The 17,904-nt window shown below is 41.7% G+C and carries 14 protein-coding genes; 2 read left to right on the plus strand and 12 right to left on the minus strand.

Annotation, left to right across the window (positions count from 1 at the left end):
• Window positions 1-45: 45 nt before the first annotated feature.
• The 3 genes from efp to IGJ44_RS10425 all read right to left on the minus strand — a co-directional run bounded on the left by efp (window position 46) and on the right by IGJ44_RS10425 (window position 2,292).
• Window positions 46-606 (minus strand): elongation factor P, encoded by a 561-nt coding sequence (gene efp, locus IGJ44_RS10415; RefSeq protein ID WP_005229668.1) that lies wholly within the window; start codon window positions 604-606, stop codon window positions 46-48.
• 74 nt (window positions 607-680) lie between these two features.
• Window positions 681-1,619: a cation diffusion facilitator family transporter gene (locus IGJ44_RS10420; RefSeq protein ID WP_005229666.1), complete on the minus strand. Its 939-nt coding sequence runs from the start codon at window positions 1,617-1,619 to the stop codon at window positions 681-683.
• A 103-nt stretch (window positions 1,620-1,722) separates the two neighbouring features.
• Window positions 1,723-2,292 (minus strand): DUF2179 domain-containing protein, encoded by a 570-nt coding sequence (locus tag IGJ44_RS10425; protein WP_005229664.1) that lies wholly within the window; start codon window positions 2,290-2,292, stop codon window positions 1,723-1,725.
• A gap of 334 nt (window positions 2,293-2,626) precedes the next feature.
• Between IGJ44_RS10425 and IGJ44_RS10430 the strand changes: the two genes are divergently transcribed.
• A complete protein-coding gene (locus tag IGJ44_RS10430; RefSeq protein WP_016249831.1) occupies window positions 2,627-3,193 on the plus strand; it encodes a helix-turn-helix domain-containing protein in 567 nt (188 codons plus the stop codon).
• Window positions 3,163-4,038: an IS3 family transposase gene (locus IGJ44_RS10435; RefSeq protein ID WP_317726542.1), complete on the plus strand. Its 876-nt coding sequence runs from the start codon at window positions 3,163-3,165 to the stop codon at window positions 4,036-4,038. Before IGJ44_RS10430 ends, IGJ44_RS10435 begins: the two co-directional genes overlap by 31 nt.
• A 163-nt stretch (window positions 4,039-4,201) precedes the next feature.
• Here the strand turns inward: IGJ44_RS10435 and IGJ44_RS10440 are convergent, their stop codons facing one another.
• From IGJ44_RS10440 to IGJ44_RS10480, 9 genes are all read right to left on the minus strand, one after another.
• Window positions 4,202-7,192, minus strand: a complete 2,991-nt coding sequence (locus IGJ44_RS10440; RefSeq protein WP_074535158.1) for a WxL domain-containing protein — start codon at window positions 7,190-7,192, stop codon at window positions 4,202-4,204.
• Window positions 7,193-7,616: 424 nt separating this feature from the next.
• On the minus strand, window positions 7,617-8,378 hold the full coding sequence (locus tag IGJ44_RS10445; RefSeq protein ID WP_005229660.1) for a hypothetical protein: 762 nt from the start codon (window positions 8,376-8,378) through the stop codon (window positions 7,617-7,619).
• An 81-nt stretch (window positions 8,379-8,459) separates the two neighbouring features.
• Window positions 8,460-10,913 carry a glycogen/starch/alpha-glucan phosphorylase gene (locus IGJ44_RS10450; RefSeq protein ID WP_074535157.1) on the minus strand — a complete coding sequence of 818 codons (2,454 nt, stop codon included), beginning with the start codon at window positions 10,911-10,913 and terminating at the stop codon, window positions 8,460-8,462.
• Between the two features lie 117 nt (window positions 10,914-11,030).
• The gene (glgA, locus tag IGJ44_RS10455; protein WP_060792229.1) at window positions 11,031-12,464 is read right to left on the minus strand and encodes a glycogen synthase GlgA; all 1,434 of its coding nucleotides are present in this window, start codon (window positions 12,462-12,464) and stop codon (window positions 11,031-11,033) included.
• A complete protein-coding gene (gene glgD, locus IGJ44_RS10460; RefSeq protein WP_060792228.1) occupies window positions 12,461-13,612 on the minus strand; it encodes a glucose-1-phosphate adenylyltransferase subunit GlgD in 1,152 nt (383 codons plus the stop codon). Before glgD ends, glgA begins: the two co-directional genes overlap by 4 nt.
• Entirely contained in the window at window positions 13,602-14,744 is a 1,143-nt protein-coding gene (locus IGJ44_RS10465; RefSeq protein ID WP_016610807.1) for a glucose-1-phosphate adenylyltransferase, read from the minus strand. The genes glgD and IGJ44_RS10465 overlap by 11 nt, the downstream gene beginning before the upstream one ends.
• 31 nt (window positions 14,745-14,775) lie before the next feature.
• Window positions 14,776-16,722 (minus strand): 1,4-alpha-glucan branching protein GlgB, encoded by a 1,947-nt coding sequence (gene glgB, locus IGJ44_RS10470; RefSeq protein WP_074535284.1) that lies wholly within the window; start codon window positions 16,720-16,722, stop codon window positions 14,776-14,778.
• A 178-nt stretch (window positions 16,723-16,900) separates the two neighbouring features.
• A complete protein-coding gene (locus tag IGJ44_RS10475) occupies window positions 16,901-17,308 on the minus strand; it encodes a hypothetical protein (RefSeq protein WP_005229650.1) in 408 nt (135 codons plus the stop codon).
• A gap of 98 nt (window positions 17,309-17,406) precedes the next feature.
• Complete coding sequence (locus IGJ44_RS10480) at window positions 17,407-17,853, minus strand: hypothetical protein (RefSeq protein WP_430605690.1); 447 nt, start codon at window positions 17,851-17,853, stop codon at window positions 17,407-17,409.
• Window positions 17,854-17,904: the final 51 nt, after the last annotated feature.

The raw sequence follows: 17,904 nt of genomic DNA on the forward strand, positions 1-17,904 counted from the left end.
ACAACAAGAGCAAAGAAAAAACCGCGAACAAGTCGCGGTTTTTTGCTATTTTGCACGTTTTAAATAGGTACCTTCAGCTGTATTGATTTCTAGCATTTCGCCTTCTTCAACAAAGTCAGGAACATTGACAACTAAGCCCGTTTCCATCGTTGCTGGCTTACCAGAACCAGTCACAGTTGCCCCTTTGATCGATGGCTGTGTTTCAACAACTTTCAAGATTACGCTTGAAGGTAATTGCACGCCAATCACTTCGCTGCCGAAGAATTGGATTTTTACTTCCATGTTTTCTAGAATGAACTTCATTTCTTCTTCAACCACTTCAACTGGAATTTCATATTGTTCATAGGTTTCCAGATCCATAAAGAATGCGGTATCGTCCATTGTATATAGGTATTGTACAGCTTTCGTATCGATATGCGCTTTTTCAAATTTTTCTTCTGGACGGAAGGTTGTATCGTAAGTCGAACCAGTCCGAACGTCACGTAATTTCATACGCATAACCGTATTTCCTTTACCTGGTTTGTGGTGGCTGGCATCTAATACTTTGATAAGTTTGCCGTCTTGAACAAACGTCATTCCAGCTCTTAAGTCACTTGCATTGATCATAATTTTGAAATCTCCTTCACTATGTGATAATCCTTGTCTATTGTATCAAAAAAAACAGCTTTATTCTAGCTAAATCAGTGGGAAGGTCGCACAAGTTTGCGCCGCTTCTCCATGTAGTGAGGATCGTACTCATCCGTTTCAATATAAATATAGACTTTTTTATCTGCCATTTGATGTCGGATCTCGGCTTCGATCTCATTAATGATCTCATAGCCGACCTCTTCTTGTTTTGCGGCAATATCGACTTTCGCTGCAATCAAAATTTCTGCTGGCCCTAAATGGACTGTTTTCACATCGATCAAGCGATCAACATCGGGACGTTCAAACGCTTGTTTGATCACCGCTAAATCACGTTTGGTAACACTTTCCCCAATCAGTAGACTGTAAAATTCGCGGGCTAAGAAGATCGCTGCTACCATCAATAAAAGACCAATCAATAAGCCGCTGAAGGCATCAAAAAATGCGTTCCCGGTAATCATTGTTAAAACCGTTCCGATCAGTGCGATCATCAGACCGATCACCGCACAAAAGTCTTCTGTGAAAATGATCAAAATCTCACTATGCCGACTTTCTTTCAAAAAACGATAGATTGGTTGACGTTCGACGTTTAGCTCGCGGATCTCCTTGATTGCGATCCACAACGAACTTCCTTCAACGATCATCCCGAAAATCAAGATAGCGATCACTAACCAGGTATTGCCGACTTCATGGGCGGGATGCAGCAGCTTTTCCACTGCTTCCATCACGCCTAGTGCGCCCCCACCAAAGAAGAGCATCATCGCAACGATCGTGCTGAAAAAATATTTCGCCCGACCTTCACCAAACTGATGCAGTTCACTTTGTCCCTTTGTTGCCCGTTTATCACCGATCAATAAAAAGATCTGATTGCTGCAATCTACGACACTATGAATGCTTTCATTCAGCATGGCCGCACTACCGCTCAAGGCATAACCGACAAACTTACTGATCGCCACCAAAATGTTTGAGATCAGTGCAGCGATGACCGCCATCATGCCATTTGCTTTCTTTTCCACACCTAACGCTTCCTCTCATCAATAAACTCCCTGCTTATTATGCAACTATTCTTCACGAATGAATCAAGCTGCCTCTAGTTCCTCAATCAACAGGTGCTTGCTTTTTCAACTTCGCCTCTCTACGACTGATTTTTTTGGTCCAAAAACCACCCGAGATATACTTGGGTTCATAGCTGATGATAAACGCTCGCTCTTCCACCGCTTTGATCGTTTGATAGAGCTTTTTCTCACTTTTTCTTTGGGAAAGAATCTCTAAAATCAGTCGCGGGCCTTCCAATCCTTCACCAAAGCTTTGTGTCACACCATAGCCCTCTTGTCGCAAAATCTTCGGCAAACTCTTTTCTTCATCTGTATTACTAGGTAGGATCACTGTGACCATTGTATAGCCCAGAGCCAGCTTATCTTCGATTTTGATCCCGATACTGACTCCTGCAGCATAACCTAATGCATAGAACAAGAGATTCAGTGGGTTATCCAAACGATCCAATACCATAGATAAGCCTAAAATATAGATCGTGATTTCGATCATACTCACTAATGGGGCAATCACGCGATACCCTTTCATTGTCAATAAAAATCGCAGTGTGTTCAATGTAACATAGGCGAGATTGATAAAGAAAATCATCGCCAGCATTTGTAGATCAACTTCCATCTTTGATTCCCCCTTGTTCTTAGCATATCAAAACGCAAGCGAAAATTAAAATATTTGAGCAGGATTTAATTACTAAAATAACTAAATTAAATTTATTCTGCAGAAGGCAAAGTGCTTAGGTGATTTCGTTGATGACTACCGTGTCATGATTTTGCTCATCGATCCATTGCCTGTGGTTTCACTCACTTCTATTGATTGAAAAGCGTATCCACCAAAGTGGGAAAAGTAGTGTAAACCACTACTCGTTTGTTTCAGACAAAAAAAGAAGCCCAATGGCTGAAGCGACCCCCAAAAGTTAGACCAAAAAATCTAACTTTTGGGGGTCGTTATTTGTATGGCAAAATATCCTTTTGAATTAAAACTAAAAATCGTTAAAGAATATCTTAGTGGCGTGGGCGGATATCGGTATCTTGCCAACAAATACGGTATTTCAAGCAAGTCTCAAGTAAGTAATTGGGTGAATGCCTATCGTGAATACGGAGAGGAAGGTCTATTGAGAAAGCATCAAAATCAGAAATATTCTGTTCAATTTAAGTTAAATGCGCTAGAGTTATATCAAACAAGTGAGATGTCCTATCGAGAAGTTGCTAGCACTTTAGAAATGAACAACCCTGCGCTTATTGCCAATTGGATGCGTAATTTCAGAGAAGCAGGTATTGAGGGGCTCTCAAAAGAGAAAGGGCGACCACTTACTTTGACTAGAAAAAAAGAAAACAAAAAAGAAAATACAACAACTGAAGAACGCGAGCGTATCAAGGCATTAGAAAAGCAAGTCCGATCCCTTCAAATTGAGAATGCCTTTTTAAAAGAGTTGAGGAAGCTGCGAAAACAGGAAGCCCAGCAAAGACGCAAGAATCAATCGCACGAATCATCGCCAGCCTCCGAGGATCATTCAAACTAGTTGAGCTTCTTGAAACATTGAAATTTCCTAAAGCAACCTATATGTATTGGCAGAAACGGTTTGACAGACCAAACCCAGACCAAGAAATTGAAGAAAAAATGCTTGAAATTCGCAAAGAGCATAAAGACTATGGCTGTCTGCGACTAAAAAAAGAATTAGAGAATCAAGGGATTCATGTCAATAAAAAGAAGATTCAACGTCTGATAAAAAAACTAGGTATCGAAGTAAAGTCTTACACTAGAAAATCTCGACGGTACAATTCTTATCGTGGGAAGGTTGGTACTGTCGCCAAAAATCGTATTCATCGTCGGTTTTATACAAATATCTGTCACCAAAAAATTACAACTGATACCACAGAGTTTAAGTATTATGAAGTAGACACCACAGGTGTCGTTCGTCAGAAAAAGCTGTATTTAGATCCTTTCATGGATTTCTACAATAGTGAAATTCTATCTTATCGGATTTCTGAAAAACCAAACGCACTAGCCATAATGGAAGGATTAGAAGAAGCAATCCAGATGACAAATGATTGTCCATTTCGTAGAACCTTCCATTCAGATCAAGGATGGGCCTATCAAATGAATGCTTATAAGAATAAATTGAAGCAACATAAAATCTTCCAGAGTATGTCTCGTAAAGGGAATTGTTTAGATAACTCACCTATGGAAAACTTCTTTGGTTTATTAAAGCAAGAGATTTTTCATGGAGAAGTCTATCGGAGTTTAGATGAATTGAAAACAAAAATTGACCAATATATCTATTATTACAACCATAAACGCATCAAAAAGAAATTAAATTGGCGAAGTCCGGTTCAGTTTCGAGAAGCTGTAAAAACAGCTGTCTAACAGTTAATCTTATCGTACAAAAAAGGAGTGAATTTCTCCACTCCATAAAAGTCTAACTTTTTGGGGTCACTACAGGCAAATGGACTTCTTTTTGTCTGATCAACTTTTACAGTGTTCGATCATATTCACGATTGCAGAACATATTTACTTGTTTTCCAAGGGGTTATTCGTCAGCACCAGGTACGAAACTCAGCTCCCAATGGATGGTTCCTTGATAACTTGTTGCTTGTGGCCTCGCGCCAATAGGTATTTCCAGCTCGACACTTTTTTGCATGGTATGCTCGTTTCCATAGCGTTGAATCCAAGTTCCCGCCCCTTGCTTTTCATTGGCACGTGCAATCACTTGGTTCTGCGGTCCCAGCTCAATTGCTTCAAAGTAGTCTGGTGCTTCAGAGGGATTTTCTCTAGAGGTAACCATTTCAATATTATTCAAATGCACACTCGCTCCTTTTAAGTTGTGCTTAAACGCATCCGTGCTAACGAACCCTTCCTCAGATAAACGGGCACTCAAGGTCCAGCCATTTGGGAGAAATCGACGATCGGAAACCTGAATATAGTTTGGTCGTTCGGTTGATTCATAATCATCCACTGAAGAAATTCGTTGCGAACGCGCCGGATAGCGGCTTGTCGACGAGCGAATCGGTACTGTACCAAAATCGAATTGTGAAACAAAGTCTATGCTGACAAACCCGCGATTTTCTGGTATCAATGGTGGATTTTCAGGAAGAATCGGTTGATCAGGATCAAGGGGATCTTTTGGGTCAACGTCACCAATGGGTTCCACAGTGGTTGATGCTTCTGCCCATTTACCATCAAGAAATGCCTGTGCGGTGACCACCTCACCTTGTGTAAAATACTGGAAAGGTTCTAAATCAGATAGATCAAGTAAATAGTGCCCGTTTTCATCCGCTTGTGTGTGAAAATACCCGCTATTGCCAGCACTATCGACTGTCGTTTCAAGCGTCGGTTCTGGCATCAGCCCCTCTCTTTGAAATCGAAGGTAGCTACCAGGATTGGCAGTTCCCGAAATCGTATAGGCATTAGGTAAGGTTCTATCTTCTGTCAAAGGATCGATGGTCACCGTGATGTCTGGTATTCTCTCAAATAATAGACGTTGTGAACGAGAAGCAAACTGCGCGGCAACCCCTCGACTTGTGTCCTCATTCAGTGAAGATACATTGGTCACATTGGTATTGGTTCCTGAAATCGCCGCAGTCATGGACAGAATCGGTTGCCACTGAAAATCAGATGGGTCTCCTGTATTTCCATGCCGCCACTGGCGAATCGCCTGGTTCTTTGCAGTGATTCCTCCCCCTTCAATTAGACCATTTGTTGTGGTCGTTATTGGGCGGGTTCTTTGCAAATTGACACGCTTGGCATCGTCGATCGTCAATCTTGCGGGATTGTTGGCACCACTAAAGAAAAGTAGGCGTTGGACAGGTTGAGGGCTGTCCGAACGAATATCTAAGGTAGCATCTTTGCCAACATTGAGATTGCCAGTCGTGCCAGAGAAGTGGAAGATATTTGCGGTTGTATTTTGATTTGTTGCTTCAACCTCTAAGGTGCTGCTGTCTTCTAAGGTTACATGAGTATTGGCACTCAACCAGAAAATATGACTATACAATGTTCGGTTTGCAGCAGTAACCGACAAGCGACTTTTTTCCATTAAGCGAATATCATGAGGCGTGCCTGATGTGATGACTGCCGGACTGTTGTTTTGTGTATTTAATGCCAATTCCGCACCTTTTCCTAACTCAATGCGTCCATTGCCAGCGACAAACCGAATATTGGCACCACCTGCTTCACCAGCTGAACCGTTGGCATTTAATGAGAGTCGGGCATTATCCCCTAGTACGAGACGCGCATTCGTATTATAAAAATCAAGATTTCCTGAGCTGATCGTCGACATTTCGACGTTTGCTCCCTCACGAAGTTCTATTTGGTTGATTTCAAAATTCGCTTGGATGTTCGAGTGAATCATCCAAGAAGCATTGAAGTCTGATGTATATCTAGGCGTTTGGTGTGAAACCGAATGTCCAGAAAAGCTTGCTCGAGAGTGCAAACCGTAAAACAACTGATTGCCAGTATGGTTGAGATTGTGGTACCGAATGATTGAACGCTGCTGATTTGTCATGTTCAAATCATGGTATTCAATTGCCCCCCAAAAGTTTCCATGGTAGAGTTCCAAATTTTGCAAGGTAATGTCCCATGGGGAATCAGGATTGACACTCGAATCGCGGAAACAGATCGCAACGGCTCTAAGATCCATCTGATAGGTGTCGAGACCATCAATGATTAACGTTCTTGAAACTCTCGAGGCATTGATATAAACATAGGCTAATCCGCCATTAGGATTGGCGCTGCTGCTCCAGCCGTCAATTCCCGTAATACCTAAACGAGGATTATCGTTCGTTTGAAAACTGGCTGTCAAATAAATATAATTGACCGTCGGATCGACCATTGCAGCCATAAATTCGATCCAGTTAGCAACCCCTCTCTTTTTTACGTCGTCGCCTAAAAGATACAGATTGCCAGGATCAGAATCTGATGCCTCAGGAAGCTGGCTTTCTATTTCCTTCTCTTCTGCTACTTGATCCTCTTGATCCAATTGATCAGTGGAGTCACTCGAATCAGTTTGGTCATCCTCTTGTGTATCCGTAGGGTTTGTCTCCCGTGCTTCTTTTATCTCAAGTATTATCATTGATTCTGCTACCTCAAATGGAAACGACCCTGCTGTATCAACTACCACTGGAACCAAGAAATCACTTCTAGGGGTATCGGTCGTTAGTTTCCACCCATTCTCTTCAGTGGTTGGTGTAATTTTGACTCCCTTTGGCAACTCCTCTTCAGCAATAACCGCAGATTGCGGCAATCGGATCGCTATTTCATTAATGGGACGGTCCGTATGAAATGCGACTAGCAACATGTCTCCTACAGTCCCAGCTTTCGTTGATTCATCAAAATAAATGGCAACTCTTTCCTCGGCTTCTTTCTCTCGTATCGGTTCAAATGCTTCACTCGCAACCGTGTCTTCCTCCAGCTGAGCAGCAAAGAAAATGTTTGAAGAAAACACACTCATGGTTGAAAAAAAGTAGAGTCCTCCAAGTAAGCCAATAATGATAGTGAAATATACCTTTCTCTTTTTCTTGTTCATTTGTTGATGCCCCACCTTTCAGCGTATCTTTCCCTTGAAATCGATCATGGATCAGTCCTTCCCAAAGAGCAGCTTTAGCCATCAGGACGCTTGCTTCCCTTTTTCAATTACAGCTGATTAGAAAACCACAATCCTGTTACCGTTTGACCTGCCATCGATTTTAAATGACAAAAGAAATCGCCAATTAAAATAACAAACATTATAAATAACGATGGTTTTGATCGTTTCACTTTATTCTATAGCCCACGCTATCGCTTAGTAAAATCAGAATATTCCTCAGCCGGTGAAAAATGTAATTCGACTAAGCATTTTGTGAAATCGGCAGTTTCGGCACACAAAAAAAACAGCTAGATGTTAGCCATCTAGCTGAAATCATTCATCGTTATGATCAAAGGACCACTTCTATTAAGAGTAACTGTCACTACTATTTAGAACGAAAATAGCCATTTGAAGATTCTTCTTGTTGATCGTCTTCAATCATTCCTTTTAATGATCGATCTAAAACGGAACGTTTTTTCTCACCATTTTTTTTGTTATTGGCGCGAAACTCACTGCGCGTCATCCCAACAGAGGGATGGCGATTGAATTTTTTGACGGTTGGATCATTTTCTTCTTTGACTTGATAAGCTGCTGGTTCCGTATCAAACAACAAATAACTTTCTTGTTTTTTTGCCATTGCATCCATCAAATCGTTCGGCGTAATTTCAGGTTTTTGCTCATCTGGAATAATTGATGCAGGAATATATTTAGGTACGAAGTAAGAGCGCCCCGAATATTCTTTTTTCGAAGAAACAGGAACCTCAGCTTTTTCCTTCTTACTGGTCACTTGATAAGAAGAATGGTTCGCCTCTTTGCCAAAAAAATTGGTTTTTCCTGTTGGCATCTGTTCTTTCACCGGACGTTTTCCGTACTGAGGCAAGTTGGCACGGTGATTGGCAAGCTCTTCTTTTTGACGAACATTGTGCCCCCGATCGCGTTGGCTGGACTGCACTTTACGCTGCAAAGATTGATTTTCTTCCTTGTGAGAATGACTCACGGAATCTTTGATTTCGGTTAAAATCCAATCATCTGCTTTACTGAATGCGGGGCGATGCTCGGATTGCAGCTTCACACCATCTGTATCATCATAAGCAGGAAAACGGAAGTGTTTTCGTTTCACATCTAAATAATTTGCCACTGTACTCATCCTCTTACATGCATTTTTTTCATCATACCATAAATTAAGGAGAATTTCACGAAAGACTACACCATTTCAGATGAGGACACTTCAGCTAAATTCGGCTGGAGGCACCGTCTCAGTCAAGCTTGCTGCATTCGGTTCTTTGACATGGGCAAATAATGGATCGATCTGCCAAATATCTGCAGCATAATTTCGCACCGTTTCATCTGCCGAAAATTTGCCTGCATTCGCAATATTCATTAGGCTGACTTTACGCCAGCGCTGCGTATCCTGATAGGCACTATCTACCCGATGCTGCGCGTCACAATAGGCATGAAAATCCTTTAATAAAAAGTATTCATCATTGTATTTCAAAAGGGAATCAAAGATTTCTCGACCTTCTACTTGAATATTGGGGATCGTCCCATCAATAAAGGCATTGACCACCCGTTGCAAGACTGGATCTGACTCATAGTAGGTGTAAGCAGAATAATTATGCTGGGCGTAATACTGATACACTTCTTCTTCCGTCAACCCAAAGATCGCAATGTTTTCATCACCGATCGCATCTCGAATCTCAATATTGGCACCATCTAAAGTCGCAATCGTTACTGCCCCATTTAGCATCAACTTCATATTGCTTGTCCCTGACGCTTCCTTAGAGGCCAATGAGATTTGTTCACTGACATCCGCTGCTGGAATGATTTTTTCTGCTAATGAAACGTTGTAATTTTCTAAAAATACAACCTTGATTTTATCATTGATGGTTTCATCATGATTGATCAGATTCGCCACTTCATTGATTACTTTAATGATCGATTTTGCGTAGTGATAGCTTGGTGCGGCTTTGGCACCAAAAATAAAGACTCTTGGATGAAACGCTGCAGTCGGATCTTCTTTAACCTCAAAGTAGAGCTTCAAGATATGCATTAGATTCAGCAGTTGTCGTTTGTACGCATGCAGGCGTTTGATCTGCACATCAAAAATTGCCGTTGGATCTACTGTAATGCCCGTTGCTTTTTGAATGTACTTTGCCAGTGCACGCTTGTTACTCATTTTTGCGTCGGCAATTTGTTGCAGAACGGTTTCGTCCTCATAATAATTTTTGAGCAACTGCAGATCCAAGGGGTCATTGCGCCAACTCGTGCCGATCGACTGATCCAGCACTTTGGCTAATGGTTGATTGGCTAGCTGAAGCCAGCGCCGTTGTGCGATACCGTTGGTCTTATTGTTGAAACGGGCAGGATAAATGAGATAGAAGTCATGGAGTACCACTGATTTTAGTAAATCAGAATGGAGCTTGGCTACCCCATTGACACTATGGCTGCCGATGATGGCGAGATGTGCCATATGGACTTGATCATCAATAATGATTCGCGTCCGATCCAGTAAGGCTTGCGGATGGACCCCTTGCATTCCTTCGACAAAGCGCCGATCAATTTCTTTAATGATCTGATCCATTCTCGGCAAAACTTCTTCAATCATGCGAACTGGCCATTTTTCTAAGGCTTCCGCCATGATCGTATGGTTCGTATAACTCATGACTTTCACGGTGATCGCCCACGCTTGTTCCCAAGCAAGGCCTTCTTCATCAACTAAAATACGCATCAGTTCTGGGACACAAAGTGCTGGGTGCGTGTCGTTGATATGGATTGCTACTCGTTCACTGAGCATTGCTAAAGGCAGATTCGATTTTTTATAATAGCGAATGATACTTTGAATGCCTGCAGAAACAAAAAAGTATTCTTGCATCAATCGTGTGCGTTTGCCGATCTCGTTTGAGTCATCTGGATATAAAACAGCAGTCAAATTTTCTAAAGCTTGCCGTGATTCCAATGTCGCATAATGCGCCTCATCTTCAGCAGGTACTTCGACACTCCACAAGCGCAGTGTGTTGATGTGTTGATTCTGATAGCCAACCATCGCGGTGTCATACGGAACTGCCCGCCAGGTAAAGCCACCTTCATAGACCGGTGCTAGTTTTCCGTCCTCTCCCGTAACGAGATAGACCTGCCCACCAAATCGAATAGGCACCGCTTTGCTTTCTTTGCGGACTTCCCAGACATTCCCAGAGCGTAACCAATCATCTGGTAATTCTACTTGATGGCCGTCAATAAATTTTTGTTTAAATAATCCATAGCGATAGCGAATCCCGTTCCCATTTCCCGGCAAGCTTAATGAAGCCAGGGAATCCATAAAACAAGATGCCAAACGACCGAGGCCCCCGTTGCCTAAAGCCATGTCTTTTTCTGTATCCGCAACGTCATCAAGGGAAACGCCTAACTCTTCAAAAACGGCTTTGGCCTGCTCCAACAGCTGCATATTCAACAAATTGCTTTTTAACATTTTGCCAGGCAAAAATTCGATTGAAAAATAGTACGCTTGTTTTTGATCCTCCAACAAGAGATTTTTTCTGGTTTGACGCCAGTCTTCTGAATACATTTGCTTCACCACATTGGCTAGTGCTTGAAACAATTCCTGCGGTGAAGCTTCATCCATTTCAATCGCAAAGAGTTCATGAACACTGATTTCTAGCAGTTCACGCAATCGTTCTTTTGTCATAGGGTTACACTCCTTTTTGCATTCAATTTATAAAAAAGAAGAATCCTTGCCGCCAAAATTGCTAGTCATACAACTAGCAGTTCTGTTGCAGACAAGGATTCTTCTGTCTTAAAACAATCAAACTTTGATAGTATTATACAACTGGATATAAAGATCTGAACTTTGATTCCAGCTGAAATCTTTTTCCATTGCTTGCTTGACCAATACGGTCCACGTTTCCTGATCGGATTGATACAATTCGATCCCTTGTTTCAAAGCATTCATCAAGTAGAATGGTGAAAACTCTTGAAAGCCAAAGCCGGTACCTTGTTTCGTGATCGGATTATAGGAATCTACCGTATCTTTCAAGCCACCGATTTCGTGAACGACCGGTAATGTACCATAACGCATCGCGATCATCTGTGACAGTCCGCATGGTTCGAAGGCGGAAGGCATCAAGAAAAGATCCGCTGCTGCGTATAACTTTTGCGCCAATGCAATATCAAAAGAAATCGCAGCAGCACATTTATCAGGATATTTCTGAGCAAAATAGCGAAAACCTTCTTCAAAATCATGTTCGCCAGTCCCTAGTAAGATGAACTGAACATCAAATTGCAAGAGATTTTCCATTTCTTCAAGGACCAAATGGAACCCTTTTTGAGTGGTCAAACGGCTAACAACAGAAATCAATGGGACATCTTTACGGGTAGGCAAACCAAACTGTTCTTGTAGCGCTCGCTTGTTTTGCGCTTTACCAGACAAGTCCTCTTGATTGAAAGAGTAGTCCAAATGAGGATCGGTTTCTGGATCGTTCATTTCATAATCAATTCCGTTTAAGATGCCACTGAGTTTGCCGCTTTCCATGCGTAAAATGACTTCAAGCCCACAGCCGAACTCAGAGGTTTTGATTTCTTCACTATAGGAAGGACTGACCGTCGTGATACGGTCAGCATACAAGATTCCAGCTTTCATAAAGTTCAAACAATCGTTTAAACGTAGCGTGCCATCATCGTATCTCTCAGTCCCCATCCCAAAAAGATCTGGTAAAATATCGCGACTATACCACCCTTGAAACCCAATGTTATGGATCGTCAAAACGGTGCGTATGTTTTGATACGCTTGAATCCAATGATATTTCTCTTTGATCAAGAAGGGAATCATCGCCGTATGGTAATCATTGACATGCACGATGTCTGGAATAAATTCAATGCGTTCCATCATTTCGATCACGGCTAATTGGAAGAAAGCAAAGCGTTCCCCATCATCATAAAAATCATAGAGCCGTTCGCGACCAAAATAATAGAGATTGTCTATGAAATAATAGGTCACAGAGCCTAGAACTAATTTTTTGATCCCACAATATTGCTTGCGCCAGCCGACCGCTACTTCAAAGGAAAAACAATCTTCCATTTGCTCTTGGTATTCAGCAGGCATTTTCGTGAAATAGGGTAAGACGACCACTGTCTCGACGCCTTTTTTGACCAACTCTTTTGGCAATGCCCCTGCAACATCCCCTAATCCGCCTGTTTTAAAAAATGGGGCGCATTCCGCTGCTGTAAACAGAACCTTCATGCGCTTGCCCCTCCAATAACGTCTTGGGTGACATGAGAATTTTTCTTAATGACGATTGGCGTTTCTTTGGTTCCTTGCACTTTGACACCTTCTGCGATGGTCACATTTTTATCTAGGATCGCATAAGAGACTTCGGCACCTGCTTTGATCTCATTATTTCCGAAGATGATCGCTCCTTTGACTTTTGCTTCGGGATGGATCTTCGTGCGGCGGGCAACCAGTGACTGTTCGACCGTTCCTTCCACGATGCAGCCAGAAGCAAAGTGGCTATTTTTCACGTCAGATGTTTCCGAATAATACGTTGGCACTTCGTTTTTCAGTTTGGTATAGATCTTTTGATTCGAATAAAGCAACGACGTAAATTTATGCACATCGAGCATGTCCATATTTGTTTGATAATAAGAAGAGATATCATAAATGTTACTTAAGTAACCAGTGTATTCATATAGACCGGTATTTTCAACAGCGATCATTTCTCGTAAAAATTGACCGAGGTCTGCCGTTGCGCCAACTTTTTGCCCCTCTTTAAGAGCCGTGATCAGGCGATCTGTTTGAATGATAAAAATATCCGTACATAAGTTGACAAGGTCACTGACCTCACCTTTTTTCGCTTGGATCGCTTCTTCTAAGTGACCTTCACTGTCTACATTGAACAACAGATCACTTTCGCAAATATTGTCACTGCTGATGCGTTTGTACACAACGGTCATTTCATTGCCTTGTAGCTGATGGATTTTCAGCAAGGCACGTAAATCAATGTTGCATAAGACTTTGCTGCCCATAAATACGGTATGATCCGATTTGGATTTTTCCAAATAGTCGATGACATTATAGTAATACTCTTGTCCTTCTGCTTGCTTTTTCAATGAGTCTTGGAACAGGTGAATAAAGAAACGGTTTTGTACGCCGTCCAAGTTCCACTCTTTTCCGCCACCGATATGATCGAAGACCGACTGCGTTTCTCCTTCATTGAAAATCATATAGACTTGTTTGATATTGGCATTTTCGATACTTGAAAGATTGAAATCTAACAAGCGATACTTGCAGTCAAACAATAAGGTCGACAGCGGACGGTTTTCTGTTAATGGCATCAAGTCTTGGTATCGTTGCAGATTCCCTAAAATCGCACACATTTTATTAGTTCTCATCAATCGTCACCCCTAAAATTTCAGAATAGCCGACTACGGCAATTTCGTCTGTTCCATCGATCTCTGCGTCGTCACCGATCACTGCATTTTCCCCAACGATCACTCGGTTTAATTTAACATTTCTACCGATCACCGCTCCAGGCATGATCACGCTGTCCTTGATCGTCGATCCTTCTTTCACCTGTACGTTTTCTGATAAAATACTGTGCTCGATTTCCCCTGCAACATAACAGCCATCCATCACGAGAGAGTTTCTCGCAGCCCCAGTCTCAGTCACAAAATGTGGTGGTGCGATTGGGTTTTTAGAAAATACTTGCCAACTTTTATCCCGAATATTCAACTCCATTGCTGGATCAATAAATTCCATATTGGCTTCCCACAATGAATCGATCGTTCCTACGTCTTTCCAATAGCCAGAGAAGCGATAGGCAAAAACGTTGTCGCCGCTTTCGAGATAAGAAGGAATGACATGTTTCCCAAAATCGACCATTTCGCCGTCTTTTGTATAGTTACTCAACAGCATACTGCGCAGACGACTCCAATCGAAAATATAGATCCCCATTGAAGCGAGATTGCTCTTTGGTTCGGCTGGTTTTTCATCAAATTCGATGATACGGTCATTTTTATCGGTGTTCATGATTCCGAAACGCGAGGCATCTTTCATCGGTACTTCGAGAACTGCAACCGTCAATGAAGCATCATTTTCTTTGTGTTTTTCCAGCATTTCTTCATAATCCATTTTGTAGATATGGTCGCCTGATAAAATCAAGACATATTGCGGGTCCATCTCATCGATATAAGCGATGTTTTGATAGATCGCATGGGCAGTTCCTTCAAACCATTTTTCGCCTTCTGAATTTGAATATGGTTGTAAGATCGTCACACCGGTACTGATTCCATCCAATCCCCAGCTCGCACCATTTCCGATATGGTTGTTTAGTGCTAATGGCTGGTACTGAGTGACAACACCCACATTTTTGATTCCTGAATTGACACAATTACTCAACGTGAAATCGATGATCCGATATCTACCACCAAATGGAACCGCTGGTTTAGCAATATTCTTTGTTAATTTTCCTAATCGAGTCCCTTGTCCCCCTGCGAGGATCATTGCTAACATCTCTGTTTTCATTTTGTTTGGTGATCTACTCACCGTTCCCCCTCTACTCTTTTTTTTGTACTTTCTTTACTGCTTTTTTTCGAGTCATTTTGATTTTTTCTGGTTTGATGATTAAAGCCCCAAGTGCAGGCAAAATTGTTTTGATTTGATAGTCGTATTGCTTAAAAGGGGTATTACTGGTCTGACAGTCTGGGTTATTCGCCACCCAAGTTCCGCCAAATACATCCCGTTCCGTGTTTAAAATCTCGCGATACGTTCCTTCGTATGGCACGCCGATCGCAAAATCGTGACGCTCCACTGGTGTCAGATTGACAACCACGATCAAGAAGTCTTTTTTCGTTTTTCCTTGTCGTAAGAAAGTCAATGTCGTTTCATCTAAGTTGTCTGCATCGATCACCATCAATGAATCTTCTTGATCATCCAATTCCCAAAGGGCTCGTTCTTCTTTGTATAATTCATTCAAGGTCTGGGTGAAGAACTGCATTTTTGCATTGAATGCGTCGTTTAAATCGACCCATTCAAGACCATGATCATATTTCCATTCTAAAAACTGTCCCCATTCACTACCCATGAATAACAGTTTTTTCCCTGGATGCATCATCATGTACGTATAGAGATTTCGTAGTTGTGAAAACTGTTTGTAGCGGTCTCCCCACATTTTGTGCATCAAACTTTTTTTGCCATGAACCACTTCGTCATGGGAGAGTGGCAAGATATAATTTTCTTGCATCCGATACATGAAAGAAAAAGATAAAAGGCTTAGATGATCTTTACGGAAAATCGGGTCCATTTCGTAAAAACGCAGGACATCATTCATCCAGCCCATATTCCATTTGTAGTCAAACCCGAGAGCGCCTCCTTCGACCATTCCTGTTATTTTGGTCTCGGAAGTACTTTCCTCTGCAATCATGACAACTGCAGGATGGGCTAACTTGATGACTGAATTGAGCTTTTGTAAGAAATAGTACCCTTCAAAATTCCGATTGCCCCCTTCGTGATTCGGTTCCCATGGACCTTCATCATAATCGCGATAGATCATGTTGGAAACGGCATCTACCCGAATACCATCAATGTGGTAAAATTCGATCCAGAACAATGCACTTGAGATCAGAAAGCTTTGGACTTGCGGTTTGCCTAGATCAAAGTTGATCGCACCCCAGCGAACATTTTTCGCACGGTTTTCATCCATGTATTCAAATGTCGGCGTGCCATCATAATAGGCAAGACTGTCATCATTGACACAAAAATGTCCTGGCACCCAATCAACGAAGACACCTATATTTTCCAAATGACAAGCCTCTACAAAGTCTTGAAATTCTTCTGGTGTCCCATAATAGGAGCTAAGTGCAAAGTAACCAGTCAATTGATAGCCCCAGGAGGTTCCTAAGGGATGTTCCATCAAAGGCATAAATTCGATATGGGTGTAGCCCATTTTTTTCACGTAAGGAATAAGTTCATCTTTTAATTCGGAGAAGCGATAAGGGGTGCCATCTTCGTGGTGCTTCCATGAGCTGGCATGAACTTCATAAATATTAAGAGGTCGATTAAATGTTTTTTGTCTTTTTTTCCGTCCTTGCCATAACCCATCCCGCCATTTTTTTTGTGGGATCGAATGCAACACGGCAGCAGTTCCTGGTCGAGCTTCAAAATGGACAGCAAAAGGATCGATCTTCAATACTTCTCGTCCATTTGATTGTTTTACTTTGTATTTGTAAAGCTGTCCTTCTTTTACTTGGTTGGTCTCAATTTCCCAAACACCGGATTCCGTCCTTTTGTTCATCGGCAAGGTATCCGTCCATTGGTTGAAGTCGCCAACAAGCCAAACTTGCTGAGCATTTGGTGCCCAAACGCGAAACACGTAGCCATCATCTACTTGATGGGCGCCTAAGAAATGCTGTACATAAAAATTTTCACCACTCAGAAAGTCTTTTTCCGCAGTCAGTACCTGTTGTTTGGTAACCACTCTCTCATCAGTCCTCCTCAAATTCATTTTGATCGTTGACTGAAATGCCAACGAACTTGTTACGCTCTTTCATCTTTTAGAAATCGTTTCAAAATCAACTACATCTCTATATCTAGCATAGCATAAAACACTGCGCTAGTAACGCAATAACCTTAGTTGCCAGCAAATAATCTTTGACAGAAAAAAACAGCTTGAACGTATCAGTTCAACCTGTTTCAGCTCTACTTTTTAGCTTTTGGAAAATGAAGTATGTGACTACCCATAACTGAAACAAACTTGCTAAAACAAGAATGAAAACTACCATCACTGGAAGTGTTTCAGTTAATTCAAAATATGCCAACAGTGTCCCAAATGCAGAAGAGGCGGAGCAAAAACACCAAAATCGAAACCCATAAAAACTGGTCACCACGGTATAAAGACTGATAATCCCCAACAAGAAGAGCTGAGTAAATCGGTCAAATACCGTATCGGTATAATAAATTTCACCTAACAAGGCTTGGATCGCACCAAAACTTGTCGGTACTTTATAAAGCGTCAGCAGAGCGCCGAGCAAGCTGAATGCACCAATCAGAAGATGACTGCCAGCTAAGCCGATTCGAATGTTTAGTTTCACGCGTCTTTCACAACCTTCAATCTAAGAAAATCCTTTTTCCGCTAACTACTGCTTACACAGCCGTTTTCCTTATTCACTAGAGCCGAAATCATCTGTACTTATTTTGCCTGCCAAAGCTCTTTTACTTGTCCATCCGTGTAAACTTTATAGACTTTATTTGCCGATGAGGAGGTGTTTGTGCGAGCAATCAAGTAATAGTTCCCGTCACAATCAAACTCACCCTCACTTAATAATTTGTAACTCGTAACTGGCCCATTTGCCATTTTCTTTGCTAAGTAACGCATGGCATGAGCTGGATTCACCAGATAGTTTTGATTGATGAGCCAATCAATGATCACGGAAACGATCGTATTTGCCCCAAACCGTTCCTGTTGTTTTAAAGCAAGAATGAGATCGCCATCAGAAAAACGCGTTTCATCGATCCCCGCTTTTGTAATTGCTTGCCGAGCAGCTTCTATTTCTGACATTGATACGAACGTGATCATTTCTGCTTTCGTTTTGTTTTGTTCCAACTGTTCAAAATCAACCATTTTATATCCTTCCATTTTTATATCCCCTTTCAAAGTTCTAGAATCATCATATCATCAAGAAATCAA

The sequence above is a fragment of the Enterococcus sp. DIV1368d genome (genome assembly GCF_050542975.1).
GTDB lineage: Bacteria > Bacillota > Bacilli > Lactobacillales > Enterococcaceae > Enterococcus_D > Enterococcus_D casseliflavus.

Bases quoted from the DNA above. Each gene is read 5' to 3' on its own strand.
- glgB (WP_074535284.1), bottom strand. From the start codon at position 16,722: ATGAATTTGAGGAGGACTGATGAGAGAGTGGTTACCAAACAACAGGTA.
- IGJ44_RS10480 (WP_430605690.1), bottom strand. From the start codon at position 17,853: ATGGAAGGATATAAAATGGTTGATTTTGAACAGTTGGAACAAAACAAA.
- glgA (WP_060792229.1), bottom strand. From the start codon at position 12,464: ATGAAGGTTCTGTTTACAGCAGCGGAATGCGCCCCATTTTTTAAAACA.
- IGJ44_RS10425 (WP_005229664.1), bottom strand. From the start codon at position 2,292: ATGGAAGTTGATCTACAAATGCTGGCGATGATTTTCTTTATCAATCTC.
- efp (WP_005229668.1), bottom strand. From the start codon at position 606: ATGATCAATGCAAGTGACTTAAGAGCTGGAATGACGTTTGTTCAAGAC.
- IGJ44_RS10450 (WP_074535157.1), bottom strand. From the start codon at position 10,913: ATGACAAAAGAACGATTGCGTGAACTGCTAGAAATCAGTGTTCATGAA.
- glgD (WP_060792228.1), bottom strand. From the start codon at position 13,612: ATGAGAACTAATAAAATGTGTGCGATTTTAGGGAATCTGCAACGATAC.
- IGJ44_RS10465 (WP_016610807.1), bottom strand. From the start codon at position 14,744: ATGAAAACAGAGATGTTAGCAATGATCCTCGCAGGGGGACAAGGGACT.
- IGJ44_RS10440 (WP_074535158.1), bottom strand. From the start codon at position 7,192: ATGAACAAGAAAAAGAGAAAGGTATATTTCACTATCATTATTGGCTTA.
- IGJ44_RS10420 (WP_005229666.1), bottom strand. From the start codon at position 1,619: ATGATGGCGGTCATCGCTGCACTGATCTCAAACATTTTGGTGGCGATC.
- IGJ44_RS10445 (WP_005229660.1), bottom strand. From the start codon at position 8,378: ATGAGTACAGTGGCAAATTATTTAGATGTGAAACGAAAACACTTCCGT.
- IGJ44_RS10430 (WP_016249831.1), top strand. From the start codon at position 2,627: ATGGCAAAATATCCTTTTGAATTAAAACTAAAAATCGTTAAAGAATAT.